Source organism: Staphylococcus sp. HMSC063A07 (assembly GCF_001836955.1).
Lineage (GTDB): Bacteria > Bacillota > Bacilli > Staphylococcales > Staphylococcaceae > Staphylococcus > Staphylococcus lugdunensis.
On record NZ_KV830905.1, the window covers coordinates 42,148 to 64,043 of the forward strand.

38 protein-coding genes are annotated in these 21,896 nt (G+C 35.3%); 36 read left to right on the forward strand and 2 right to left on the reverse strand.

The window, feature by feature from the left end; genetic code table 11:
- Positions 1-42 precede the first annotated feature (42 nt).
- Positions 43-1,377 (forward strand): NCS2 family permease, encoded by a 1,335-nt coding sequence (locus HMPREF2597_RS01445; protein ID WP_002460073.1) that lies wholly within the window; start codon positions 43-45, stop codon positions 1,375-1,377.
- 175 nt (positions 1,378-1,552) lie between these two features.
- Here HMPREF2597_RS01445 and HMPREF2597_RS01450 read toward each other — a convergent pair whose 3' ends face one another.
- Positions 1,553-1,948 carry a hypothetical protein gene (locus tag HMPREF2597_RS01450; protein WP_002460071.1) on the reverse strand — a complete coding sequence of 132 codons (396 nt, stop codon included), beginning with the start codon at positions 1,946-1,948 and terminating at the stop codon, positions 1,553-1,555.
- 352 nt (positions 1,949-2,300) lie between these two features.
- Between HMPREF2597_RS01450 and rpsJ the strand changes: the two genes are divergently transcribed.
- From rpsJ to rpsI, 35 genes are all read left to right on the forward strand, one after another.
- Complete coding sequence (gene rpsJ / locus HMPREF2597_RS01455) at positions 2,301-2,609, forward strand: 30S ribosomal protein S10 (protein WP_001118667.1); 309 nt, start codon at positions 2,301-2,303, stop codon at positions 2,607-2,609.
- Between the two features lie 27 nt (positions 2,610-2,636).
- Positions 2,637-3,299, forward strand: coding sequence for a 50S ribosomal protein L3 (gene rplC, locus HMPREF2597_RS01460; RefSeq protein WP_002478829.1), 663 nt, complete (start codon positions 2,637-2,639; stop codon positions 3,297-3,299).
- A 28-nt stretch (positions 3,300-3,327) separates the two neighbouring features.
- On the forward strand, positions 3,328-3,951 hold the full coding sequence (gene rplD, locus HMPREF2597_RS01465) for a 50S ribosomal protein L4 (protein WP_002478830.1): 624 nt from the start codon (positions 3,328-3,330) through the stop codon (positions 3,949-3,951).
- Positions 3,951-4,226, forward strand: coding sequence for a 50S ribosomal protein L23 (rplW, locus tag HMPREF2597_RS01470; RefSeq protein ID WP_002460068.1), 276 nt, complete (start codon positions 3,951-3,953; stop codon positions 4,224-4,226). The genes rplD and rplW overlap by 1 nt, the downstream gene beginning before the upstream one ends.
- Positions 4,227-4,257: 31 nt before the next feature.
- Complete coding sequence (gene rplB, locus HMPREF2597_RS01475) at positions 4,258-5,091, forward strand: 50S ribosomal protein L2 (protein ID WP_002460067.1); 834 nt, start codon at positions 4,258-4,260, stop codon at positions 5,089-5,091.
- Positions 5,092-5,157: 66 nt separating this feature from the next.
- Entirely contained in the window at positions 5,158-5,436 is a 279-nt protein-coding gene (gene rpsS, locus HMPREF2597_RS01480) for a 30S ribosomal protein S19 (protein ID WP_002478831.1), read from the forward strand.
- Positions 5,437-5,463: 27 nt separating this feature from the next.
- The gene (gene rplV, locus HMPREF2597_RS01485; protein ID WP_000387527.1) at positions 5,464-5,817 is read left to right on the forward strand and encodes a 50S ribosomal protein L22; all 354 of its coding nucleotides are present in this window, start codon (positions 5,464-5,466) and stop codon (positions 5,815-5,817) included.
- Positions 5,818-5,840: 23 nt separating this feature from the next.
- Positions 5,841-6,494: a 30S ribosomal protein S3 gene (gene rpsC / locus HMPREF2597_RS01490; RefSeq protein WP_002460064.1), complete on the forward strand. Its 654-nt coding sequence runs from the start codon at positions 5,841-5,843 to the stop codon at positions 6,492-6,494.
- Between the two features lie 2 nt (positions 6,495-6,496).
- Positions 6,497-6,931, forward strand: a complete 435-nt coding sequence (gene rplP / locus HMPREF2597_RS01495) for a 50S ribosomal protein L16 (RefSeq protein WP_002460063.1) — start codon at positions 6,497-6,499, stop codon at positions 6,929-6,931.
- Complete coding sequence (gene rpmC, locus HMPREF2597_RS01500) at positions 6,921-7,130, forward strand: 50S ribosomal protein L29 (protein WP_000644737.1); 210 nt, start codon at positions 6,921-6,923, stop codon at positions 7,128-7,130. Before rplP ends, rpmC begins: the two co-directional genes overlap by 11 nt.
- Before the next feature lie 17 nt (positions 7,131-7,147).
- Positions 7,148-7,411 carry a 30S ribosomal protein S17 gene (gene rpsQ, locus HMPREF2597_RS01505; protein ID WP_002460062.1) on the forward strand — a complete coding sequence of 88 codons (264 nt, stop codon included), beginning with the start codon at positions 7,148-7,150 and terminating at the stop codon, positions 7,409-7,411.
- Positions 7,412-7,442: 31 nt separating this feature from the next.
- Entirely contained in the window at positions 7,443-7,811 is a 369-nt protein-coding gene (rplN, locus tag HMPREF2597_RS01510) for a 50S ribosomal protein L14 (protein WP_002460061.1), read from the forward strand.
- A gap of 36 nt (positions 7,812-7,847) precedes the next feature.
- On the forward strand, positions 7,848-8,165 hold the full coding sequence (rplX, locus tag HMPREF2597_RS01515; protein WP_002448459.1) for a 50S ribosomal protein L24: 318 nt from the start codon (positions 7,848-7,850) through the stop codon (positions 8,163-8,165).
- Positions 8,166-8,190: 25 nt separating this feature from the next.
- Positions 8,191-8,730 carry a 50S ribosomal protein L5 gene (gene rplE, locus HMPREF2597_RS01520; RefSeq protein WP_002460060.1) on the forward strand — a complete coding sequence of 180 codons (540 nt, stop codon included), beginning with the start codon at positions 8,191-8,193 and terminating at the stop codon, positions 8,728-8,730.
- A gap of 24 nt (positions 8,731-8,754) precedes the next feature.
- Complete coding sequence (locus HMPREF2597_RS01525) at positions 8,755-8,940, forward strand: type Z 30S ribosomal protein S14 (RefSeq protein WP_001140799.1); 186 nt, start codon at positions 8,755-8,757, stop codon at positions 8,938-8,940.
- 31 nt (positions 8,941-8,971) lie between these two features.
- On the forward strand, positions 8,972-9,370 hold the full coding sequence (rpsH, locus tag HMPREF2597_RS01530; protein WP_002460058.1) for a 30S ribosomal protein S8: 399 nt from the start codon (positions 8,972-8,974) through the stop codon (positions 9,368-9,370).
- Positions 9,371-9,394: 24 nt separating this feature from the next.
- Entirely contained in the window at positions 9,395-9,931 is a 537-nt protein-coding gene (gene rplF / locus HMPREF2597_RS01535) for a 50S ribosomal protein L6 (RefSeq protein WP_002478832.1), read from the forward strand.
- Positions 9,932-9,962: 31 nt separating this feature from the next.
- On the forward strand, positions 9,963-10,325 hold the full coding sequence (gene rplR / locus HMPREF2597_RS01540; protein ID WP_002460056.1) for a 50S ribosomal protein L18: 363 nt from the start codon (positions 9,963-9,965) through the stop codon (positions 10,323-10,325).
- A 20-nt stretch (positions 10,326-10,345) separates the two neighbouring features.
- Positions 10,346-10,846: a 30S ribosomal protein S5 gene (gene rpsE, locus HMPREF2597_RS01545; RefSeq protein WP_002460054.1), complete on the forward strand. Its 501-nt coding sequence runs from the start codon at positions 10,346-10,348 to the stop codon at positions 10,844-10,846.
- A 16-nt stretch (positions 10,847-10,862) separates the two neighbouring features.
- Positions 10,863-11,042, forward strand: coding sequence for a 50S ribosomal protein L30 (rpmD, locus tag HMPREF2597_RS01550; RefSeq protein WP_002460053.1), 180 nt, complete (start codon positions 10,863-10,865; stop codon positions 11,040-11,042).
- A gap of 19 nt (positions 11,043-11,061) precedes the next feature.
- On the forward strand, positions 11,062-11,502 hold the full coding sequence (rplO, locus tag HMPREF2597_RS01555; protein ID WP_002460052.1) for a 50S ribosomal protein L15: 441 nt from the start codon (positions 11,062-11,064) through the stop codon (positions 11,500-11,502).
- Positions 11,502-12,794, forward strand: coding sequence for a preprotein translocase subunit SecY (gene secY, locus HMPREF2597_RS01560; RefSeq protein ID WP_002460051.1), 1,293 nt, complete (start codon positions 11,502-11,504; stop codon positions 12,792-12,794). Before rplO ends, secY begins: the two co-directional genes overlap by 1 nt.
- A gap of 17 nt (positions 12,795-12,811) precedes the next feature.
- Entirely contained in the window at positions 12,812-13,462 is a 651-nt protein-coding gene (locus tag HMPREF2597_RS01565) for an adenylate kinase (protein WP_002478833.1), read from the forward strand.
- A gap of 193 nt (positions 13,463-13,655) precedes the next feature.
- Positions 13,656-13,874 (forward strand): translation initiation factor IF-1, encoded by a 219-nt coding sequence (gene infA / locus HMPREF2597_RS01570; protein WP_001829792.1) that lies wholly within the window; start codon positions 13,656-13,658, stop codon positions 13,872-13,874.
- A 31-nt stretch (positions 13,875-13,905) separates the two neighbouring features.
- Entirely contained in the window at positions 13,906-14,019 is a 114-nt protein-coding gene (rpmJ, locus tag HMPREF2597_RS01575; RefSeq protein ID WP_001829709.1) for a 50S ribosomal protein L36, read from the forward strand.
- Between the two features lie 23 nt (positions 14,020-14,042).
- Positions 14,043-14,408, forward strand: coding sequence for a 30S ribosomal protein S13 (gene rpsM, locus HMPREF2597_RS01580; RefSeq protein ID WP_002460049.1), 366 nt, complete (start codon positions 14,043-14,045; stop codon positions 14,406-14,408).
- A gap of 22 nt (positions 14,409-14,430) precedes the next feature.
- Entirely contained in the window at positions 14,431-14,820 is a 390-nt protein-coding gene (gene rpsK, locus HMPREF2597_RS01585) for a 30S ribosomal protein S11 (protein WP_000101625.1), read from the forward strand.
- Positions 14,821-14,907: 87 nt separating this feature from the next.
- On the forward strand, positions 14,908-15,852 hold the full coding sequence (locus tag HMPREF2597_RS01590) for a DNA-directed RNA polymerase subunit alpha (RefSeq protein WP_002460048.1): 945 nt from the start codon (positions 14,908-14,910) through the stop codon (positions 15,850-15,852).
- 16 nt (positions 15,853-15,868) lie between these two features.
- Complete coding sequence (gene rplQ / locus HMPREF2597_RS01595) at positions 15,869-16,237, forward strand: 50S ribosomal protein L17 (protein ID WP_070817118.1); 369 nt, start codon at positions 15,869-15,871, stop codon at positions 16,235-16,237.
- A 357-nt stretch (positions 16,238-16,594) separates the two neighbouring features.
- Positions 16,595-17,404 (forward strand): energy-coupling factor transporter ATPase, encoded by an 810-nt coding sequence (locus HMPREF2597_RS01600; protein WP_002460045.1) that lies wholly within the window; start codon positions 16,595-16,597, stop codon positions 17,402-17,404.
- Positions 17,401-18,258 (forward strand): energy-coupling factor transporter ATPase, encoded by an 858-nt coding sequence (locus tag HMPREF2597_RS01605; protein WP_002478834.1) that lies wholly within the window; start codon positions 17,401-17,403, stop codon positions 18,256-18,258. The genes HMPREF2597_RS01600 and HMPREF2597_RS01605 overlap by 4 nt, the downstream gene beginning before the upstream one ends.
- On the forward strand, positions 18,255-19,061 hold the full coding sequence (locus HMPREF2597_RS01610) for an energy-coupling factor transporter transmembrane component T family protein (protein WP_012990771.1): 807 nt from the start codon (positions 18,255-18,257) through the stop codon (positions 19,059-19,061). The genes HMPREF2597_RS01605 and HMPREF2597_RS01610 overlap by 4 nt, the downstream gene beginning before the upstream one ends.
- A 4-nt stretch (positions 19,062-19,065) precedes the next feature.
- The gene (gene truA / locus HMPREF2597_RS01615) at positions 19,066-19,869 is read left to right on the forward strand and encodes a tRNA pseudouridine(38-40) synthase TruA (RefSeq protein ID WP_002478836.1); all 804 of its coding nucleotides are present in this window, start codon (positions 19,066-19,068) and stop codon (positions 19,867-19,869) included.
- A 265-nt stretch (positions 19,870-20,134) separates the two neighbouring features.
- On the forward strand, positions 20,135-20,572 hold the full coding sequence (gene rplM, locus HMPREF2597_RS01620) for a 50S ribosomal protein L13 (protein WP_002460041.1): 438 nt from the start codon (positions 20,135-20,137) through the stop codon (positions 20,570-20,572).
- Positions 20,573-20,591: 19 nt separating this feature from the next.
- Positions 20,592-20,984: a 30S ribosomal protein S9 gene (gene rpsI / locus HMPREF2597_RS01625; RefSeq protein ID WP_002460040.1), complete on the forward strand. Its 393-nt coding sequence runs from the start codon at positions 20,592-20,594 to the stop codon at positions 20,982-20,984.
- A gap of 380 nt (positions 20,985-21,364) precedes the next feature.
- Here the strand turns inward: rpsI and HMPREF2597_RS01630 are convergent, their stop codons facing one another.
- A complete protein-coding gene (locus HMPREF2597_RS01630) occupies positions 21,365-21,874 on the reverse strand; it encodes a helix-turn-helix domain-containing protein (RefSeq protein WP_002478837.1) in 510 nt (169 codons plus the stop codon).
- Positions 21,875-21,896 lie beyond the last annotated feature (22 nt).

Consider the following 21,896-nt stretch of genomic DNA (forward strand, 5'->3'; position numbering starts at 1 on the left):
TATTAAACTATTAAAGTATTTTATTAAAAGGAGCATTTTACGGTGAGAAAATATTTCCAATTTGACGAAAATAACACGAATTATAAGAAGGAAATTATTGGTGGGATAACGACATTTTTATCCATGGCTTATATATTGGCTGTCAATCCACATGTCTTAAGTCTTGCAGGAGTTAAGGGTGTAACTCCAGACATGAAGATGGATCAAGGAGCGATTTTTGTAGCAACTGCGTTAGCAGCTTTTGTTGGTTCTTTATTTATGGGATTGATAGCGAGATACCCTATTGCATTAGCACCAGGTATGGGATTAAATGCCTTCTTTGCATTTACAGTAGTATTAAATTTGGGTATTCCATGGCAAATCGGATTAACAGGTGTGCTTTTCTCAGGAATTGTGTTTGCCTGTTTGACAATTTCTGGTTGGCGCGAAGTCATTATTAATGCCATCCCATATCAAATGAAAATGGCAGTATCGGCTGGTATTGGTTTATTTATCACCTTTGTTGGTTTACAAAGCGCTGGAATCATTGTGAAAAACAAATCCACACTTGTAACGCTTGGAAAGTTAACAGAAGGGCCAGTATTATTAGCGATATTAGGTATTGTTGTAACGGTTATTTTATATGCTAAGAAAGTACCTGGTTCAATTTTTATAGGAATGGTGATTACTGCAATTGTTGGAATGGTAACGGGACTTATTCATGCACCTTCAGGTATAGTAGGACATGTTCCAAGTATTAAACCAACATTTGGGGCAGCTTTCGAAGCATTTAAAGATCCATCACAACTGTTTACGATTCAATTTTTAATTGTAATATTAACGTTTTTATTTATTGATTTCTTTGATACTGCAGGTACATTAGTTGCGGTTGCAACTCAAGCAGGTATTATGAAAGATAATAAACTCCCACGTGCAGGTAGAGCATTATTTTCAGACTCACTAGCAACGATCGTCGGTGCAATATTTGGTACGACAACGACAACATCATATATAGAATCTACTTCTGGTGTTGCTGTAGGAGCAAGAACAGGATTTGCGAGTATCGTGACAGGTTGTTGCTTCTTATTGGCATTATTCTTCAGCCCATTGATGCAAGTTGTAACAAGTGCTGTTACTACACCAGCCCTTGTTGTTGTTGGGGTATTGATGGCGGCAAACTTTGCTGAAATTGATTGGAAAAAGTTCGAAGTAGCTGTTCCAGCGTTTATTACAATTATCATGATGCCTTTATCGTATTCTATTGCTACTGGAATTGCGTGTGGTTTTATTTTCTACCCAATTACAATGCTTATTACTAAAAAACATAAAGAAGTGCATCCAATCATGTATGTATTAATGGTGCTCTTCATTTTATATTTCGTGTTTGTACACGGTTAAAATTAAAAAGATCCTAAGACATATGAATCATGTTTTAGGATCTTAATTACATATGGACAATAGTTGACTTGATTGAAAATGCGTTTATACCAAGTTTTTTCAATCTTAGCCAACCTTTTGTCGGGGCGGGACTACGAATTCAAAATGAATGTTATCCCGCTTCGTTTTAATTAAATCAGCGATTCTCATGTTTATCATCTTTATACTGTGTATAAACAACACGCGCATTTTTATTAGGTAGATAAGTTGGAGCGCTTAAGACGATAAATAAGAAAAATACCATCAAGAAGAATAAAATCCAATGCGTAATCATCCCAATAATTGGAAGAATTGCAATAAGTGACCCGACAATTCCAATTAAAGGTATAACTAGCATAGGCTTAATGGCATTTTGTTTATCGAAAAGCAAGATTATAACCAATACTAAATATAAAAATGCATTAAATAATAACGGTTGCCAAAAATAACTAAAGATAATCATTCCACCTAAAAAGGGGATTCCATAAAAGAATTCACATACTAATATAAATACACTAATAAGTGAAAGTGTAACTTTAATACTATGTTTCATGTAACGACACCTCCATTTACCTATATTATATGTAAAAAAAAGATATATAGAAATTAAAAAGGCTGTAAACTAATATTACCTAAATAATTAATGACTAAAAATGCGAAAAACAGTTGAACTGACTGTAATTATCAAGTACAATACAAAGGTATGTGTTAGACAAGGTTAGAAAAAATACAGAAACCCCTTGAATTAGATGGGTTTTTACTGTATCATATCTAATGTTGGACTTGTAAGAAGCGATGAAGCGAAAGGTTACTGACACACCCGGCCGCTTTGCCATGGCGTTGTGGCAGATAGTTTTCGTGGAGAAGTCTATCACTTAAATGTAGACGAATAAGGAGGGAAAATTATGGCAAAACAAAAAATCAGAATCAGATTAAAAGCTTATGATCACCGTGTGATTGATCAATCAGCAGAAAAAATTGTTGAAACTGCAAAACGTTCTGGTGCAGATGTTTCTGGACCAATTCCGTTACCAACTGAAAAATCAGTTTATACAATTATCCGTGCGGTGCATAAGTATAAAGATTCTCGTGAACAATTCGAACAACGTACACACAAACGTTTAATCGATATTGTGAACCCAACACCAAAAACAGTTGATGCTTTAATGGGCTTAAACTTACCATCTGGTGTAGACATCGAAATTAAATTATAATAGAAAATTTTAGGAGGTGGACTTTCGATGACCAAAGGAATCTTAGGAAGAAAAATTGGGATGACTCAAGTATTTGGAGAAAATGGTGAATTAATCCCAGTTACAGTAGTAGAAGCAAGTCAAAACGTAGTATTGCAAAAGAAAACTGAAGAAGTAGATGGATACAATGCTATTCAAGTAGGTTTTGAAGACAAACAAGCATATAAAAAAGATGCAAAATCAAACAAATATGCAACGAAACCAGCTGAAGGTCATGCTAAAAAAGCAGGCACAGCACCTAAGCGCTTCATTCGTGAATTCAGAAACGTCAATGTTGATGAATACGAAGTAGGTCAAGAAGTCTCAGTTGATACATTTGAAGCTGGCGACATCATTGATGTAACAGGCGTATCTAAAGGTAAAGGTTTCCAAGGTGCTATTAAACGACATGGTCAAGCACGTGGACCAATGGCTCACGGTTCTCATTTCCACAGAGCACCAGGTTCAGTAGGTATGGCTTCTGATGCTTCAAGAGTATTTAAAGGTCAAAAAGCACCTGGACGTATGGGTGGTAACACAGTGACTGTACAAAACTTAGAAGTAGTACAAGTTGATACTGAAAATGGCGTTATCCTTGTAAAAGGTAATGTTCCAGGAGCTAAAAAAGGCTTAGTAGAAATTAAATCTTCAATTAAAAAAGGTAATAAATAATTAAGTAGCGAAAGGAGGAAAATGCATAATGGCTAATTATGATGTATTAAAAGTAGACGGTTCTAAAGCAGGTTCAGTAGAACTTAGCGATGCAGTATTCGGCATTGAACCAAATAACAGCGTGCTTTTTGAAGCAATTACATTACAACGTGCTTCATTACGCCAAGGAACACATGCTGTTAAAAATCGTTCAGCAGTTCGTGGCGGTGGACGTAAACCATGGAGACAAAAAGGTACAGGACGTGCGCGTCAAGGTACGATTCGTGCGCCACAATGGCGTGGTGGTGGTATCGTATTTGGACCAACTCCAAGAAGCTATGCTTATAAAATGCCTAAGAAAATGCGTCGTTTAGCGTTACGTTCAGCATTGTCATTCAAAGTTAAAGAAAATGGATTCACAGTTGTAGATAGCTTTGGTTTCGAAACACCTAAAACGAAAGAATTCAAAAACGTGTTAACTACATTAGAACAACCTAAAAAAGTTTTAGTAGTGACAGAAAATGAAGATGTAAACGTAGCATTATCTGCACGTAATATTCCTGGAGTACAAGTTACTACAGCGACTGGTTTAAACGTATTAGATATTTCAAGTGCTGACAGTGTAATCATCACTGAAGCAGCTGCTAAAAAAGTTGAGGAGGTGCTCGGATAATGGAAGCTAGAGACATTCTTAAGCGCCCCGTAATCACTGAAAAATCTTCAGAAGCTATGGCAGAAGAAAAATATACATTTGACGTTGATACTCGTGTGAACAAAACACAAGTTAAAGATGCTGTTGAAGAAATCTTTGACGTTAAAGTTGCAAATGTCAACATCATGAACTATAAACCTAAGAAAAAACGTATGGGCCGATACCAAGGTTATACGAATAAACGAAGAAAAGCGATTGTTACATTAAAAGAAGGATCAATCGACTTATTTAACTAAAATAAAATTACCAATAAGGAGGTAAGCGACAATGGCTCTTAAAAAATATAAGCCAATAACAAATGGTCGTCGTAATATGACTTCATTAGATTTCGCGGAGATTACTAAAACAACTCCAGAAAAGTCATTATTACAACCGCTACCGAAAAGAGCGGGACGTAACAACCAAGGTAAATTGACAGTACGCCATCATGGTGGCGGCCACAAACGTCAATACCGTGTTATCGATTTCAAACGTAATAAAGATGGAATCACAGCTAAAGTTGATTCTATTCAGTATGATCCAAACAGATCAGCAAATATTGCATTATTAGTATATGCAGATGGTGAAAAACGCTATATTATCGCACCTAAAGGATTAGAAGTAGGACAAGTAGTTGAAAGTGGTGAAGACGCTGACATCAAAGTTGGTAACGCATTACCATTACAAAACATACCTGTTGGTACTATCATCCATAACATTGAATTAAAACCAGGAAAAGGTGGACAACTTGCGCGTTCAGCAGGTGCCAGCTCTCAAGTACTTGGTAAAGAAGGTAAATACGTATTAATCAGATTGCGTTCTGGTGAAGTTCGTATGGTGCTATCAACATGCCGAGCAACAATTGGACAAGTTGGTAACTTACAACATGAACTTGTTAACGTAGGTAAAGCAGGACGTTCAAGATGGAAAGGTATCCGTCCTACAGTTCGTGGTTCTGTAATGAACCCTAACGATCACCCACACGGTGGTGGTGAAGGTCGTGCTCCAATCGGTAGACCATCTCCAATGTCTCCATGGGGTAAACCAACTCTTGGTAAGAAAACACGTCGTGGTAAAAAAGCATCAGATAAACTTATCGTACGTGGACGTAAGAGAAAATAATAAAATCAACTTATTTGGGTGTGCGGCGTAAAGCTGCACGCACACAATAAGAAGGGAGGCGCCCAAATGGCTCGTAGTATTAAAAAAGGACCTTTCGTCGATGATCATTTAATGAAAAAAGTTGAAGCTCAAGACGGAAGTGAAAGAAAACAAGTAATTAAAACATGGTCTCGTCGTTCTACAATTTTCCCTAATTTCATTGGACATACATTTGCAGTATACGATGGACGTAAGCATGTACCTGTTTATGTTACTGAAGATATGGTTGGTCACAAATTAGGTGAATTTGCTCCAACTCGTACATTCAAAGGACATGCAGCAGACGACAAGAAAACAAGAAGATAACATATATAAGTAGAGGAGGAAATCCTAATGGAAGCAAAAGCGGTTGCTAGAACTATAAGAATCGCACCTCGTAAAGTTAGATTAGTTCTTGACTTAATCAGAGGTAAAAATGCTGCTGAAGCAATTGCAATTTTAAAATTGACAAACAAAGCTTCATCACCAGTAATTGAAAAAGTATTAATGTCCGCTTTAGCAAATGCTGAACACAACTATGATATGAACACTGATGAATTAGTTGTTAAAGAAGCATATGCTAATGAAGGACCAACTTTAAAACGTTTCCGTCCACGTGCACAAGGCCGTGCAAGTGCAATTAACAAACGTACTAGCCACATCACTATCGTCGTAAGTGACGGAAAAGAAGAAGCTAAAGAAGCTTAATAATTATTTAAGGAGGGAACACTGTGGGTCAAAAAATTAATCCTATCGGACTTCGTGTCGGTATCATCCGTGATTGGGAAGCAAAATGGTATGCTGAAAAAGACTTTGCATCATTACTACACGAAGATTTAAAAATCCGTAAATTTATTGATAACGAATTAAAAGAAGCATCAGTTTCACACGTTGACATTGAACGTGCAGCTAACCGAATTAACATTGCGATTCATACTGGTAAACCTGGTATGGTAATCGGTAAAGGCGGTTCAGAAATTGAAAAACTTCGTAACAAATTAAACAATTTAACTGATAAGAAAGTACACATCAACGTTGTTGAAATCAAAAAAATTGATATCGATGCACGTTTAGTTGCTGAAAACATTGCACGTCAATTAGAAAATCGTGCATCATTCCGCCGTGTACAAAAACAAGCGATTTCAAGAGCTATGAAGTTAGGTGCTAAAGGTATCAAAACTCAAGTTTCTGGTCGTTTAGGTGGCGCAGACATCGCTCGTGCCGAACAATATTCTGAAGGAACTGTTCCACTTCATACATTGCGTGCTGACATTGATTACGCACATGCTGAAGCCGACACTACTTATGGTAAATTAGGCGTTAAAGTATGGATTTATCGTGGAGAAGTTCTTCCTACTAAGAACACTAGTGAAGGAGGAAAATAATAATGTTACTACCAAAACGTGTTAAATATCGTCGTCAACATCGTCCAAAAACAACTGGTCGTTCAAAAGGCGGTAACTATGTAACATTTGGTGAGTATGGATTACAAGCAACTACAACGTCTTGGATTACATCTCGTCAAATCGAATCTGCTCGTATTGCTATGACACGTTACATGAAACGTGGCGGGAAAGTTTGGATTAAAATCTTCCCACATACACCATATACTAAAAAACCTTTAGAAGTTCGTATGGGTGCCGGTAAAGGTGCTGTTGAAGGTTGGATCGCAGTTGTGAAACCAGGTCGTATCTTATTCGAGATTGCTGGTGTACAAGAAGAAGTTGCTCGTGAAGCATTGCGTTTAGCTAGTCACAAACTTCCAGTTAAAACTAAGTTTGTAAAACGTGAAGAATTGGGTGGTGAAACAAATGAAAGCTAAGGAAATTAGAGACTTAACCACTTCAGAAATCGAAGAACAAATCAAATCTTCAAAAGAAGAACTTTTTAACCTACGCTTTCAGTTAGCTACAGGTCAATTAGAGGAAACTGCACGTATTCGCACAGTAAGAAAAACGATTGCACGTCTAAAAACTGTCGCTCGTGAAAGAGAAATTGAACAAAGCAAGGCTAATCAATAAAAGAGGAGGTTGTAAAAGTGAGTGAAAGAAATGATCGCAAAGTTTACACTGGCAGAGTAGTTTCTGACAAAATGGACAAAACTATCACTGTATTAGTAGAAACTTACAAAACACACAAATTATACGGTAAACGTGTAAAATACTCTAAAAAATACAAAACTCATGATGAAAACAATTCAGCTAAATTAGGAGACATTGTTAAAATCCAAGAAACTCGTCCTTTATCAGCAACAAAACGTTTTCGTTTAGTAGAAATTGTTGAAGAGTCAGTAATTATTTAATACAAGATTAAAGATAAGGGAGGTTTAACGAATGATCCAACAAGAAACTCGATTAAAAGTGGCAGACAACTCTGGTGCTCGTGAAGTTCTTACAATCAAAGTGTTAGGTGGATCTGGTCGCAAAACTGCGAACATTGGTGATGTAATTGTTTGTACTGTTAAAAATGCAACACCAGGTGGCGTTGTTAAAAAAGGCGATGTAGTAAAAGCTGTTATAGTTAGAACTAAGTCAGGTGTTCGCCGTGATGATGGTTCATATATCAAATTTGATGAAAATGCATGTGTCATTATTCGTGATGACAAAGGCCCACGTGGTACTCGTATCTTTGGTCCTGTTGCTCGTGAATTACGTGAAGGTAACTTCATGAAAATCGTTTCATTAGCACCAGAAGTACTATAAACAAACAATAACCATAATATTTAAGGAGGTGCCCACATGCATATCAAAAAAGGTGACAACGTAAAAGTTATCGCAGGTAAAGACAAAGGTAAAGAAGGAAAAGTTATTGCTACTGAACCTAAAAAAGACCGTGTCGTTGTGGAAGGTGTAAATGTTATTAAAAAACACCAAAAACCAACTCAATTAAATCCTGAAGGTGGAATCTTAGAAACAGAGGCAGCTATCCATGTTTCTAACGTACAATTATTAGACCCTAAAACAAATGAACCTACACGTGTTGGTTATAAATTTGTTGATGGTAAAAAAGTTCGTATTGCTAAAAAGTCAGGCGAAGAAATCAAATCTAATAATTAATAAATAATCGAAAGGAGGATCCACTTTGAACCGTTTAAAAGAAAAATTCAACACAGAAGTTACTGAAAACTTGGTTAAAAAGTTTAACTACAGTTCAGTAATGGAAGTACCAAAAATCGAAAAAATCGTAGTTAACATGGGTGTCGGTGATGCTGTTCAAAACTCTAAAGTTTTAGATAGTGCAGTTGAAGAATTAGAATTAATCACTGGTCAAAAACCATTAGTAACTAAAGCTAAAAAATCAATCGCAACATTCCGTTTACGTGAAGGTATGCCAATCGGTGCAAAAGTAACACTTCGCGGTGAAAGAATGTATGAATTCTTAGATAAATTAATCGCAGTTTCATTACCACGTGTACGTGACTTCCATGGTGTTTCTAAAAAAGCATTTGATGGTCGCGGTAACTACACTTTAGGTATTAAAGAACAATTAATTTTCCCTGAAATCGATTATGATAAAGTAAGCAAAGTAAGAGGAATGGATATTGTTATCGTAACAACTGCTAACACTGACGAGGAAGCTCGTGAATTGTTATCAAACTTCGGTATGCCATTTCGTAAATAATCTCTAAAAAAGGAGGCTAATTAAGTGGCTAAAACTTCAATGGTTGCTAAGCAACAAAAAAAACAAAAATATGCAGTACGCGAATACACACGTTGTGAACGTTGTGGACGTCCACATTCTGTATACCGTAAATTTAAATTATGCCGTATTTGTTTCCGTGAATTAGCTTATAAAGGTCAAATTCCTGGCGTACGCAAAGCTAGTTGGTAATTATTAAGAGTCTGAAAGGAGGCAACAATCAATGACAATGACAGATCCAATTGCAGATATGCTAACTCGAGTGAGAAACGCTAACATGGTGCGTCACGATAAATTAGAGTTACCTGCATCAAACATTAAAAAACAAATTGCTGAAATCTTAAAAAATGAAGGTTTCATTAAAAACGTAGAATTCGTTGAAGACGATAAACAAGGTGTTCTTCGCTTATTCCTAAAATATGGTCAAAATAACGAACGTGTTATCACAGGTTTAAAACGTATTTCTAAACCAGGTTTACGTGTTTATGCTAAAGCTAACGAAGTGCCTAAAGTATTAAATGGTTTAGGTATCGCATTAGTTTCTACATCTGAAGGTGTTATCACTGATAAAGAAGCAAGAAAACGTAATGTTGGTGGAGAAATTATCGCATACGTTTGGTAATAATAAATAAGGAGGTGCCCTAACATGAGTCGTGTTGGTAAGAAAATTATTAATATTCCTACAGACGTAACAGTTACATTTGATGGTCATACTGCAACTGTTAAAGGTCCAAAAGGGGAATTATCAAGAACTTTTGATGAAAAAATGTCTTTTAAACAAGAAGAAAACACTATCGAAGTAGTAAGACCATCAGATTCTAAAGATGATCGTACAGTTCATGGTACTACTCGTGCTTTATTAAACAACATGGTGCAAGGTGTATCACAAGGTTATGAAAAAACGCTTGAACTTGTTGGTGTTGGTTACCGTGCTCAAATGCAAGGAACTAATTTAGTATTAAATGTGGGATATTCTCACCCTGTAGAAATTAAAGCAGAAAATGGTATCACATTTGCTGTTGAAAAGAATACTACAATCAAAGTATCTGGCGTATCTAAAGAGCAAGTTGGAGCAATTGCTTCTAACATTCGCGCAGTAAGACCTCCAGAACCTTATAAAGGTAAAGGAATTCGTTACCAAGGTGAATACGTTCGCCGTAAAGAAGGTAAAACTGGTAAATAATAGATAACTCTCGAAAGAAAGGAGTATAACAATGATCAGTAAAATTGATAAAAATAAAGTGCGTTTAAAAAGACATGCACGTGTTCGTACTAGCTTATCTGGTACAGCTGAAAAACCTCGTTTGAATGTTTATCGTTCAAATAAACATATTTACGCACAAATTATTGATGATGTAAAAGGCGAAACAATCGTACAAGCATCATCTAAAGATAAAGATATTGCTAGTGACTCAACTTCTAAAGTAGATTTAGCTACAAAAGTTGGTGAAGCAATTGCTAAAAAAGCCAATGACAAAGGCATTAAAGCTATTGTATTTGACCGCGGAGGTTACCTATACCATGGTCGTGTAAAAGCATTAGCAGATGCTGCAAGAGAAAGCGGATTAGAATTTTAATTTAAAGGAGGGACAATTACATGGCTCGTAGAGAAGAAGAAGCGAAAGAATTTGAAGAACGCGTTGTAACAATCAACCGTGTTGCGAAAGTTGTTAAAGGTGGACGTCGTTTCCGTTTCACTGCATTAGTAGTAGTAGGAGACAAAAAAGGTCGTGTAGGTTTCGGTACTGGTAAAGCACAAGAAGTACCTGAAGCTATCAAAAAAGCTGTAGAAGCAGCTAAAAAAGATTTAGTAGTCGTTCCACGTGTAGAAGGAACAACTCCTCATACTATCACTGGTCGTTATGGCTCAGGTAGCGTATTCATGAAACCTGCTGCACCTGGTACTGGTGTTATCGCTGGTGGTCCAGTTCGTGCGGTATTAGAATTAGCAGGTATTACTGATATCTTAAGTAAATCATTAGGTTCAAACACACCAATCAATATGGTTCGTGCAACAATCAATGGATTACAAAACCTTAAAAATGCTGAAGATGTTGCGAAATTACGTGGCAAAACAGTAGAAGAATTATACAATTAAGGAGGGAAAATAAATAATGGCTAAATTACAAATTACCCTCACGCGTAGTGTTATTGGTCGTCCTGAAACACAACGTAAAACTGTTGAAGCATTGGGTCTTAAAAAGACAAACAGTTCAGTAGTTGTTGAAGACAACCCTGCAATTCGTGGGCAAATCAACAAAGTAAAACATTTATTATCAGTAGAAGAAAAATAAATAAGGAGGTGCCGAGAGAATGAAATTACATGAGTTAAAAGCAGCTGAAGGATCACGTAAAGAACGCAATCGTGTTGGACGTGGTGCTGCAACTGGTAACGGTAAAACAAGTGGTCGCGGTCAAAAAGGTCAAAAAGCACGTTCAGGTGGTGGCGTAAGACCAGGTTTTGAAGGTGGACAATTGCCTTTATTCCGTCGTTTACCTAAACGTGGTTTTACTAACATTAACCGTAAGGAATATGCTATTGTTAACTTAGACCAACTTAATAAATTTGAAGATGGTACTGAAGTAACTCCAGCTTTATTAGTTGAAACTGGTGTTGTGAAGAATGAAAAATCTGGTATTAAAGTACTAGGTAATGGTTCACTTGAGAAAAAATTAACAGTGAAAGCTCATAAATTTTCAGCTTCAGCAGCAGATGCTATTGATGCAAAAGGTGGAGCACACGAGGTGATCTAATGTTTCAAACGCTTGTGAGCTTTTTTACAACTAAAGAAGTTCGTAACAAGATTTTCTTCACTCTAGCAATGTTAATTATTTTTAAGATTGGGACGTATATCCCAGCTCCAGGAGTAAATCCTGAACCCTTTGCACATCAAGGTTCGGATCAAGGTGTTGCTGCTTTGCTAAATACGTTTGGTGGCGGAGCCTTAAAGAACTTTTCAATTTTTGCAATGGGTATTATGCCATACATCACTGCATCTATCGTAATGCAACTATTACAGATGGATATCGTACCTAAGTTTTCTGAATGGGCGAAACAAGGTGAAGTAGGTAAAAGAAAATTAAGTAACGTCACACGTTACTTTGCAATTATATTGGCTTTTGTTCAGTCAATAGGTATGGCATTCCAATTTAACAATTATCTAGGCGGTAAATTGGTTATTAATCAATCCGTGATGAGTTATTTGTTAATTGCGATTGTCTTAACAACAGGAACAGCATTTTTAATTTGGCTTGGAGACCAAATCACACAGTTTGGTGTAGGTAATGGTATTTCAATCATTATCTTCGCGGGTATCTTATCCACTTTACCATCATCTATCATCCAATTTGCGCAACAAGCATTTGTTGGTAACGATGATACGACTTTAGCATGGTTAAAAGTGATAGGTTTAGTAGTAGGTTTAATCTTGCTAACAATCGGTGCAATTTATGTACTTGAAGCGAAGCGTAAGATACCTATTCAATATGCGAAAAAACAATCAGCTCAACGATTAGGTTCACAAGCAACTTATCTACCTTTGAAAGTTAACTCAGCAGGGGTTATACCAGTAATCTTTGCGATGGCGTTCTTCTTATTGCCAAGAACATTAACGTTGTTCTTCCCTAAAGCAGATTGGGCTCAAACTATATCTCAAACTGCGAACCCATCCAATACTTATGGTATGATTGTTTATGTTGTGTTAATTATTGCGTTTACTTACTTTTACGCATTTGTTCAAGTTAATCCTGAAAAAATGGCCGATAATTTGAAGAAACAAGGTAGTTATGTACCAGGTATTCGTCCTGGCGACCAAACGAAAAAGTATATTACTAAAGTGCTATATCGCTTAACTTTTGTAGGTTCTATTTTCTTAGCAGTTATTGCTATTTTACCGATTTTAGCGACTAAGTTTATGAGCTTACCACAATCCATTCAAATTGGTGGTACAAGCTTGCTTATCGTTATTGGTGTAGCAATTGAAACTATGAAATCTTTAGAAGCTCAAGTAAGCCAAAAAGAATATAAAGGCTTTGGTGGTAGATAACTTGTAGGAGGGCATTTATGAATATCATTTTAATGGGTCTACCTGGCGCAGGTAAAGGAACTCAAGCGAGTGAAATTGTTAAGAAATTCCCAATACCACATATATCTACTGGTGACATGTTCAGAAAAGCGATTAAAGATGAGACTGATTTAGGCAAAGAAGCTAAATCATACATGGATCGTGGGGAATTAGTCCCTGATGAAGTTACTGTAGGTATCGTTAAAGAAAGAATTTCTGAAGACGATGCAAAAAAAGGCTTTTTATTGGATGGCTTTCCTAGAACAATCGATCAAGCTGAGGCATTAAATGAAATTATGTCTGAGCTTGACAGAGATATTGATGCGGTTATCAATATAGAAGTTCCAGAAGAAGAACTAATGAATCGCTTAACAGGTCGACGTATATGTGAAACATGTGGTACGACTTATCATCTTGTTTTTAATCCTCCAAAGGTAGAAGGTATTTGCGATATCGATGGTGGAAAGTTGTATCAGCGAGAAGATGATAATCCAGAAACAGTATCCAACCGTTTGAGCGTTAATGTTAAACAATCAAAACCTATTTTAGAATACTATGATAAAAAAGGTGTCTTGAAAAACATTGATGGTTCAAAAAACATTGACGAAGTAACCAGCGATGTCATTGATATCTTAAATCATTTAAAATAGATCAACTTTATACGGTCTATTAAATGGTGATTTTATTTAGGTTTAATCTATGATTAATAAGTTGAGTGACATAAGACGATATAATTCCCGCACTTTTGTTGAAGTTATTCTAACTAGTCACTGAAATAGATTCGTATCGTTAAAGTTGTCTATTGACGATTACCTTACTATTGCAAAAAGGGGGAAGTAATCAATGGCGAAACAAGATGTAATTGAATTAGAAGGTACAGTACTTGATACTTTACCAAATGCTATGTTTAAAGTAGAATTAGAAAATGGTCATGAGATTTTAGCACATGTAAGTGGTAAAATCAGAATGAATTATATTCGAATTCTTCCTGGCGACAAAGTAACAGTAGAAATGTCTCCGTATGATTTGTCACGCGGTAGAATTACGTATCGTTATAAATAATCGTCACTCCATAATATAGGGAGGTATAAAAATGAAAGTAAGACCATCAGTAAAACCAATTTGCGAAAAATGTAAAGTCATTAAACGTAAAGGTAAAGTTATGGTAATTTGTGATAATCCTAAGCACAAACAAAGACAAGGTTAATTAAAAGAGAGGTGTAAATTTATATGGCACGTATTGCAGGAGTAGATATTCCACGTGAAAAACGCGTTGTAATTTCTTTAACTTATATATACGGTATCGGTACATCAACAGCTCAAAAAATTGTTGAACAAGCAAATGTTTCAGCTGATACACGTGTAAAAGATTTAACAGATGATGAATTAGGTCGTATCCGTGAGGTTGTTGATAGCTTTAAAGTTGAAGGTGACCTACGTCGTGAACAAAATTTAAACATTAAACGTTTAATGGAAATTTCATCATACCGTGGTATCCGTCACCGTCGTGGATTACCAGTTCGCGGTCAAAAAACTAAAAATAACGCTCGTACGCGTAAAGGCCCAGTGAAAACTGTAGCTAACAAGAAAAAATAATAGGTAAAGGAGGCAAAAATAAATGGCACGTAAACAAGTATCTCGTAAACGTAGAGTTAAAAAGAATATTGAAAACGGTGTTGCGCATATCCGTTCAACATTCAACAATACTATTGTAACTATCACAGATGAATTTGGTAATGCATTATCATGGTCATCAGCTGGTGCATTAGGTTTTAAAGGTTCTAAAAAATCTACACCTTTTGCAGCACAAATGGCTTCAGAAACTGCATCAAAATCTGCAATGGAACACGGTTTGAAAACTGTAGAAGTAACAGTTAAAGGTCCTGGTCCAGGTCGTGAATCAGCTATCCGTGCATTACAATCTGCTGGTTTAGAAGTAACAGCAATCAGAGACGTTACTCCAGTACCACATAATGGTTGTCGTCCACCAAAACGTCGTCGCGTCTAATTCTTGATTGTTATTGTTACAGGTCACTGATCACTTAGCAAAACAGTTTGAAATTAAAGTCGACGTATTTAAGGAGGATATTTGTAAATGATAGAAATCGAAAAACCTAGAATTGAGACAATTGAAATTAGTGATGATGCTAAATTCGGTAAGTTCGTTGTTGAACCACTAGAACGTGGCTACGGTACTACACTAGGAAACTCCTTACGTCGTATCCTACTATCTTCATTACCAGGTGCAGCCGTTAAATACATCGAGATTGAAGGCGTATTACACGAGTTTTCAGCAATAGATAATGTAGTGGAAGATGTATCTACAATTATCATGAACATCAAAAAACTAGCATTAAAAATCTATTCTGAAGAGGATAAAACGTTAGAAATTGATGTACGAGATGAAGGCGAAGTAACTGCAAGTGATATCACACATGATAGTGATGTTGAGATTTTAAACCCAGAGCTTAAAATCGCAACCGTGTCTAAAGGTGGACATCTTAAAATTCGTCTTGTTGCTAATAAGGGTAGAGGTTACGCATTAGCAGAACAAAACAACACTAGTGATTTACCAATTGGAGTAATTCCTGTTGATTCACTTTATTCACCTGTAGAACGTGTAAACTATACAGTTGAAAATACACGTGTAGGTCAAAGTAGTGATTTTGATAAATTAACATTGGATGTTTGGACAAATGGTTCAATCACGCCACAAGAATCAGTATCATTAGCTGCTAAAATAATGACTGAGCACTTAAATATCTTTGTAGGTCTTACTGATGAAGCTCAAAATGCTGAAATTATGATCGAAAAAGAAGAAGACCAAAAAGAAAAAGTATTAGAAATGTCTATTGAAGAATTAGACTTATCTGTACGTTCATATAACTGTTTAAAACGCGCAGGAATCAATTCTGTACAAGAGTTAGCTGATAAATCAGAAGCTGATATGATGAAAGTGCGTAATTTAGGTCGTAAATCTCTTGAAGAAGTTAAATACAAATTAGAAGATTTAGGTTTAGGTTTAAGAAAAGAAGATTGATAAAGGAGGTTAACTCATGGGTTACAGAAAATTAGGTCGTACTTCTGACCAACGTAAAGCAATGTTACGTGATTTAGCAACGTCACTTATTGTAAGTGAACGTATCGAAACAACAGAAGCACGTGCAAAAGAAGTTCGTAGTATTGTTGAGAAATTAATCACTTTAGGAAAAAAAGGCGATTTAGCTTCTCGTCGTAATGCAGCTAAAACATTACGTAATGTTGACATCTTAAATAAAGATGAGACAACACAAACTGCACTTCAAAAACTATTTGGTGAAATCGCAGACCGTTATACAGAACGTCAAGGTGGTTACACTCGTATCCTTAAAGTAGGCCCTCGTCGTGGAGACGGTGCTGAATCAGTAATTATTGAATTAGTATAATTGTGAAATGTCACAATATATCACTGAATAAATACACTTAGAACTTATATATAAAGCAAATGAGTGCAACGATAATGTTTGCCACATACAAATATTGTCTAGCTCAGAGTACCCCATCAACTTAATAATCATTTAAAGCGTGAACTCAATAAACATGATGGGGTGCGCGCTTTTTTCATTTAGCTGTAGTTTAATTGACTATGGCTTTTTAATTTGTATCCTATTTGAAGTGGATGTTGTGTAGTAACGTACATAGAAAATAGACAGTATATTTGATAAAATGTGGACAATATACAGATGATATGATTTCATGTAAAATATGATAGAATACATAAATTTTGATAAGGATGACTGACAATGGCTATGGAAGAAAATATAATTAAATTTAAAGATGTGTCATTTCAATATCAAAGCGATACTGCATTTACTTTAGACCATGTTTCTTTTAATATACCAAAAGGTAAATGGACGACAATTGTCGGTCATAATGGTTCAGGGAAATCAACGCTTGCAAAATTGATGGTAGGTATCGAGCAAGCAAATGAAGGACAAATTTTTTATAATAATCACCTTATCAATGCACAAAATTTACAAGATATTCGTAAACATATTGGTATCGTATTGCAAAACCCAGAAAACCAATTTGTTGGGTCAATTGTCAAATACGATGTTGCTTTTGGCTTAGAAAATCATTCAGTACCTCATGATAATATGCATCGCATAGTTAAACAGGTGCTTTCTGACGTTAATATGTTAGATTATGCAGATAGTGAGCCACAATCATTATCTGGTGGTCAAAAACAACGCGTTGCTATCGCTGGTGTACTAGCATTAGGGCCTTCAGTGATTATTTTAGATGAAGCTGATTCTATGTTAGATCCTAAAGCACGAGAAGATTTATTTGAGTTAGTGAAACGTGTCCAACAAGAAAAAAATATTACAATTATTTCTATTACACATGATTTGACTGAAGCAATGGGTAGTGACTATGTGATTGTGATGAATAAAGGAACGGTTTACCAGGCTGGAATACCTGAGACCATTTTTTCGTCACAACAAGGTTTATTAGATATTGGTTTAGACTTACCATTTGTAATGAAAATTGCACAACAATTAGAAGTTAGTAATCGTTATATTACTTATGAAGGGTTAGTGGACAAACTATGAGTATTACCTTTAATGATGTCACATATATTTATCAAAAGGGGACACCTTATGAAAAAGAAGCAGTGAGTCACATTCATTTGGCTTTAGAACAAGGTGTCTATTATGCACTCATAGGACAAACGGGAAGCGGTAAGTCAACACTTATTCAACATATTAATGGCCTTATCAAACCTACAACAGGAAGCCTTTCTGTTGGTGACATTACGATTCATCATAAAACCAAAGATAAACATATAAGAACTATTCGTAAAACAGTCGGTATGGTTTTCCAAATTCCAGAAACACAATTATTTGAAGATACAGTGGAACGTGAAATTATCTTTGGTCCGAAAAATTTTGGTATGGATATAGAACAAGTTAAAAGTGATGCCTTTGATTTATTAATGCAATTAGGTTTTCCAAGAAACATTATGTCTTTATCCCCCTTCCAAATGTCAGGAGGACAAATGCGTAAGATTGCCATCGTATCTATTTTAGCAATGAATCCCGATGTAATTATTTTAGATGAACCTACTGCAGGATTGGATCCTCAAAGTAGATTTCAAATTATGACACTACTTAAAAAGTTTCAACTTGAAGATAATAAGACTATCATTTTGGTGACGCATGATATGAATGATGTTGCGTGCTATGCAGATCAAACTGTAATTATGAAAGAAGGACAAATCGTTGATGTGTGTACACCGCGTGATTTGTTTGCTAAAGATAAGTATATAACAAATTGGCATATTGCCTTACCCGATATTGTTAAACTACAAAAAGATATTGAGGATAAACATCAAATAAAGTTCCCTCATTTGGCACTTACAAATGAGGAATTCGTTCAAATGTATAAGGAGTGGCGGCAAAAATGAAAAATAAATTGATTATTGGTCGCTATCTACCTACACAATCATTGATACACGAATTAGATCCACGAGCTAAATTAATCTTTGTCTTTTTATTTATTATTACGATATTCTTTGCTCACTCGTTTACTACGTTTGCATGGTTGTTACTTATTATTTTAGCTATTATGATATGTGCAAAAATAAAACTTTGGTTTTTATTAAAAGGACTGACACCCATATTTATCTTTCTGATTTTTACTTTTGTGATGCATATACTGTTTACAAAAGGTGGCTTTGTACTGATTCAAATAGGTGCGTTTACTATTGAAAGTGCGGGTGTTTTGGAAGGGATTTTTATTTCTCTAAGATTAATTCTTATTGTAATGATAGCAACAATTATGACCTTATCTACAAGTCCGATTGATTTAACAGATGCCTTTGAAAAATTGATGTATCCGCTGAAATGGATTAAGGTACCCGTACATCAACTCAGTATGATAATGTCTATTGCTTTACGTTTTATTCCAACACTAATGGATGAATTAGATAAAATTATATTAGCACAAAAATCAAGAGGATCTGAAATAAGCTCGGGAGGGATATTTGCACGTATAAAAGCCTTTGTCCCTTTGATGATTCCATTAATTGTTTCTGCATTTCAACGTGCAGAAGACTTGGCTATAGCTATGGAAGTGCGAGGATATGATGCAAATGTTCAACGTACTAGCTATCGTACGTTACAATGGCAGATAAAAGATACAATTGTGATTTTAGCAATGATTCCAATCGCAGGTTTAATGTTTGTATTAAAATTGATAGGAGTGTAATGCGTTGCGTATTTTAGTCAATATATGCTATCAAGGAAGCAATTTTTTAGGATTTCAAATTCAAAATCAAGGTCGTACGGTTCAGCAACAATTTGAAAAGATACTAAAACGAATGCATCGACATGATGTTCGTATACATCCATCAAGTCGTACCGATCGAGGTGTCCATGCGCTTGAACAATTTTTCCATTTTGATACCGAATTAAAGATTGCTGATAGTCAATGGCAATATGCAATGAACAGTGCTTTGCCTGATGATATTTATGTCAAAGAAGTTAAACAGGTAGATTCGGATTTTCATTGTAGATATGATTGTGTTGGCAAACGCTACCGATATAAAGTGTATCAAGCTGAACATAAGAATCCATTTGAAAGTGGATTGAAGACTTATGTACCACAACAATTAAATATTGAACGTATGAATGAAGCTGCTCAAAAATTTATTGGGACACATGATTTTACAGGATTTTGTTCGCAAAAAACAGAAGTAGAAAGTAAAGTTAGAACGTTATATCAAAGTGAAATTGAAATGACGACATATGGTTTTGATTATATTGTTACAGGATCAGGGTTTCTATATAATATGGTCCGCGTATTAATGGCTTTTCTCATTGAAGTAGGAAAGGGGAACCGTTCCCCGGAAGAAGTCACAGCATTATTGGAACAAAAAAATCGAGATAATGTTCCATTTACCGCACCAGCAGAAGGCCTTTATCTTGAAAAAATCTACTTAGCACCTGAAGATCTAATTAATGACTTTGGACAAAACATCAAAATTTATCGTAAAAAATCTTTACAAAACGACTAAATTAGATTGACAAAACACCTATAAAATTATAAGATTATTAACGGTATTGTTTTATATCCACCCCATGATAAGCCCCGGAAACTTATTGTGTTACAAGATATATAAGCAAAGCAGAAGAACAGTTAACAAAATAAATGAAACTAACGCTTTTAAATCGTAACAGTATTTAAGTATCGAAAGCAGATTGTGATTTATCTCATAGGTTCGAATGTGAAGACAGGATTACAATCTAGACACAGCATTTATTTTTAGGAGGACAATTATTATGCGTCAAACATTTATGGCAAATGAATCAAACATTGAGCGCAAATGGTATGTAATTGATGCTGAAGGCCAAACATTAGGTCGTTTATCATCAGAAGTTGCATCTATCTTACGCGGTAAAAATAAACCAACTTACACACCACACGTTGATACTGGTGATTTCGTGATCATCATTAACGCTTCAAAAATCGAATTAACTGGTAACAAAGAACAAGATAAAATTTATTACCGTCACTCAAATCATCCAGGCGGACTAAAAGCTGTTACTGCTGGAGAATTGAAACGTAATAATCCAGAACGCTTACTTGAAAATTCTATCAAAGGTATGTTACCAAGTTCACGTTTAGGCGAAAAACAAGGTAAAAAATTATTTGTATATGGTGGCGCTGAACATCCACACGCTGCACAACAACCAGAAAACTACGAGTTACGTGGTTAATTAGAAGGAGGAAATTACATTGGCACAAGTTGAATATAGAGGTACAGGCCGTCGTAAAAACTCAGTAGCACGTGTACGTTTAGTACCAGGCGAAGGTAACATTAAAGTTAACGATCGTGATGTGCGTGACTACTTACCATTCGAATCATTGATTTTAGACTTAAACCAACCATTTGATGTAACAGAAACTAAAGGTAACTACGATGTTTTAGTTAATGTACATGGTGGTGGCTTCACTGGACAAGCTCAAGCAATTCGTCACGGTATTGCACGTGCGTTATTAGAAGCAGATCCTGAATACAGAGGTTCTTTAAAACGTGCTGGATTATTAACACGTGACCCACGTATGAAAGAACGTAAAAAACCAGGTCTTAAAAAAGCACGTCGTTCTCCACAATTCTCAAAACGTTAATTGTTGGAAGAAATATACAAAACACCTCGATATTATGTCGAGGTGTTTTTTGTGGAAAAATTCAGTATATTGTGTCTTGATATTTAACCAATCTTTCTAGGATTAACTTGAGAGGTATATATAAAACATATTACACTATACTATTACGAAAAAGATTTCTGGAGGAACTACTGTTTGACGTTTTAAAACTCCATCTAACAGTCTTTTAAAGAGAGATATATGATGTGTTCGTATACCTATTACAAAAGTAGGAAAATCAAATTATATTATTACAGTCAATGTGGCCGATGTTGATTTTGGCAATATAGTCATAAGAAATAATCATATGAACCACAGTATTAATAGTTTTAACTTTTGCTAGTAAAGTGAATCAAAATTGGTTATGGAATAATAACAAGTGAAATGGTTCGCTCTTTGTTATTCGTATTTTGTTTTTCATTGTAATATTTATTAATTAAACAGTTAAGATCGGACTGGAAATTTTCAAATTCACTGTTTTCTAAATTTAGTTTTGAAATAGAAAAGGTAGCTTTATCATCCTTATTAATTGTTTTATGATAATTTTGATAAGATTGTAATACATACATAAAATAATAAGTAACAAAGTCTATTTTTTTACTGTAATTCGCTTGAGTCCACTCTGTTTCATCAATTTTATAGCCTTTAGAGTTTATTGCATAATAGTTTTCTTCACTAGAACGTAATTTTTTGGTCTTTACAATTTTTAATAATTGTTCTTCAAACATAGCATTTACATGTCTATACAGTGTTGCTTGAGGCACATCTTCTAATAATTCATTGAGTTGCATAATAGAAAGTCCTTCTGGTTTATCGATTAATGTTAATGCGATTTTAAAACGTGTTTGATTTTTAAATAAACTGAATTCCATACATAACACCTCACTTTATACA

Coding starts and splice junctions, on each gene's coding strand:
- rpsJ (WP_001118667.1), top strand. CDS start 2,301: ATGGCAAAACAAAAAATCAGAATCAGATTAAAAGCTTATGATCACCGT.
- rplX (WP_002448459.1), top strand. CDS start 7,848: ATGCATATCAAAAAAGGTGACAACGTAAAAGTTATCGCAGGTAAAGAC.
- rplP (WP_002460063.1), top strand. CDS start 6,497: ATGTTACTACCAAAACGTGTTAAATATCGTCGTCAACATCGTCCAAAA.
- HMPREF2597_RS01630 (WP_002478837.1), bottom strand. CDS start 21,874: ATGGAATTCAGTTTATTTAAAAATCAAACACGTTTTAAAATCGCATTA.
- HMPREF2597_RS01565 (WP_002478833.1), top strand. CDS start 12,812: ATGAATATCATTTTAATGGGTCTACCTGGCGCAGGTAAAGGAACTCAA.
- rplW (WP_002460068.1), top strand. CDS start 3,951: ATGGAAGCTAGAGACATTCTTAAGCGCCCCGTAATCACTGAAAAATCT.
- rplD (WP_002478830.1), top strand. CDS start 3,328: ATGGCTAATTATGATGTATTAAAAGTAGACGGTTCTAAAGCAGGTTCA.
- rplR (WP_002460056.1), top strand. CDS start 9,963: ATGATCAGTAAAATTGATAAAAATAAAGTGCGTTTAAAAAGACATGCA.
- rplV (WP_000387527.1), top strand. CDS start 5,464: ATGGAAGCAAAAGCGGTTGCTAGAACTATAAGAATCGCACCTCGTAAA.
- HMPREF2597_RS01610 (WP_012990771.1), top strand. CDS start 18,255: ATGAAAAATAAATTGATTATTGGTCGCTATCTACCTACACAATCATTG.
- rpsH (WP_002460058.1), top strand. CDS start 8,972: ATGACAATGACAGATCCAATTGCAGATATGCTAACTCGAGTGAGAAAC.
- rpsK (WP_000101625.1), top strand. CDS start 14,431: ATGGCACGTAAACAAGTATCTCGTAAACGTAGAGTTAAAAAGAATATT.
- rplN (WP_002460061.1), top strand. CDS start 7,443: ATGATCCAACAAGAAACTCGATTAAAAGTGGCAGACAACTCTGGTGCT.
- secY (WP_002460051.1), top strand. CDS start 11,502: ATGTTTCAAACGCTTGTGAGCTTTTTTACAACTAAAGAAGTTCGTAAC.
- rplQ (WP_070817118.1), top strand. CDS start 15,869: ATGGGTTACAGAAAATTAGGTCGTACTTCTGACCAACGTAAAGCAATG.
- rpmJ (WP_001829709.1), top strand. CDS start 13,906: ATGAAAGTAAGACCATCAGTAAAACCAATTTGCGAAAAATGTAAAGTC.
- rplO (WP_002460052.1), top strand. CDS start 11,062: ATGAAATTACATGAGTTAAAAGCAGCTGAAGGATCACGTAAAGAACGC.
- rplM (WP_002460041.1), top strand. CDS start 20,135: ATGCGTCAAACATTTATGGCAAATGAATCAAACATTGAGCGCAAATGG.
- rpmD (WP_002460053.1), top strand. CDS start 10,863: ATGGCTAAATTACAAATTACCCTCACGCGTAGTGTTATTGGTCGTCCT.
- rpmC (WP_000644737.1), top strand. CDS start 6,921: ATGAAAGCTAAGGAAATTAGAGACTTAACCACTTCAGAAATCGAAGAA.
- rpsM (WP_002460049.1), top strand. CDS start 14,043: ATGGCACGTATTGCAGGAGTAGATATTCCACGTGAAAAACGCGTTGTA.
- HMPREF2597_RS01605 (WP_002478834.1), top strand. CDS start 17,401: ATGAGTATTACCTTTAATGATGTCACATATATTTATCAAAAGGGGACA.
- rpsS (WP_002478831.1), top strand. CDS start 5,158: ATGGCTCGTAGTATTAAAAAAGGACCTTTCGTCGATGATCATTTAATG.
- HMPREF2597_RS01590 (WP_002460048.1), top strand. CDS start 14,908: ATGATAGAAATCGAAAAACCTAGAATTGAGACAATTGAAATTAGTGAT.
- rplB (WP_002460067.1), top strand. CDS start 4,258: ATGGCTCTTAAAAAATATAAGCCAATAACAAATGGTCGTCGTAATATG.
- infA (WP_001829792.1), top strand. CDS start 13,656: ATGGCGAAACAAGATGTAATTGAATTAGAAGGTACAGTACTTGATACT.
- rpsE (WP_002460054.1), top strand. CDS start 10,346: ATGGCTCGTAGAGAAGAAGAAGCGAAAGAATTTGAAGAACGCGTTGTA.
- rplC (WP_002478829.1), top strand. CDS start 2,637: ATGACCAAAGGAATCTTAGGAAGAAAAATTGGGATGACTCAAGTATTT.
- rplF (WP_002478832.1), top strand. CDS start 9,395: ATGAGTCGTGTTGGTAAGAAAATTATTAATATTCCTACAGACGTAACA.
- HMPREF2597_RS01600 (WP_002460045.1), top strand. CDS start 16,595: ATGGCTATGGAAGAAAATATAATTAAATTTAAAGATGTGTCATTTCAA.
- HMPREF2597_RS01450 (WP_002460071.1), bottom strand. CDS start 1,948: ATGAAACATAGTATTAAAGTTACACTTTCACTTATTAGTGTATTTATA.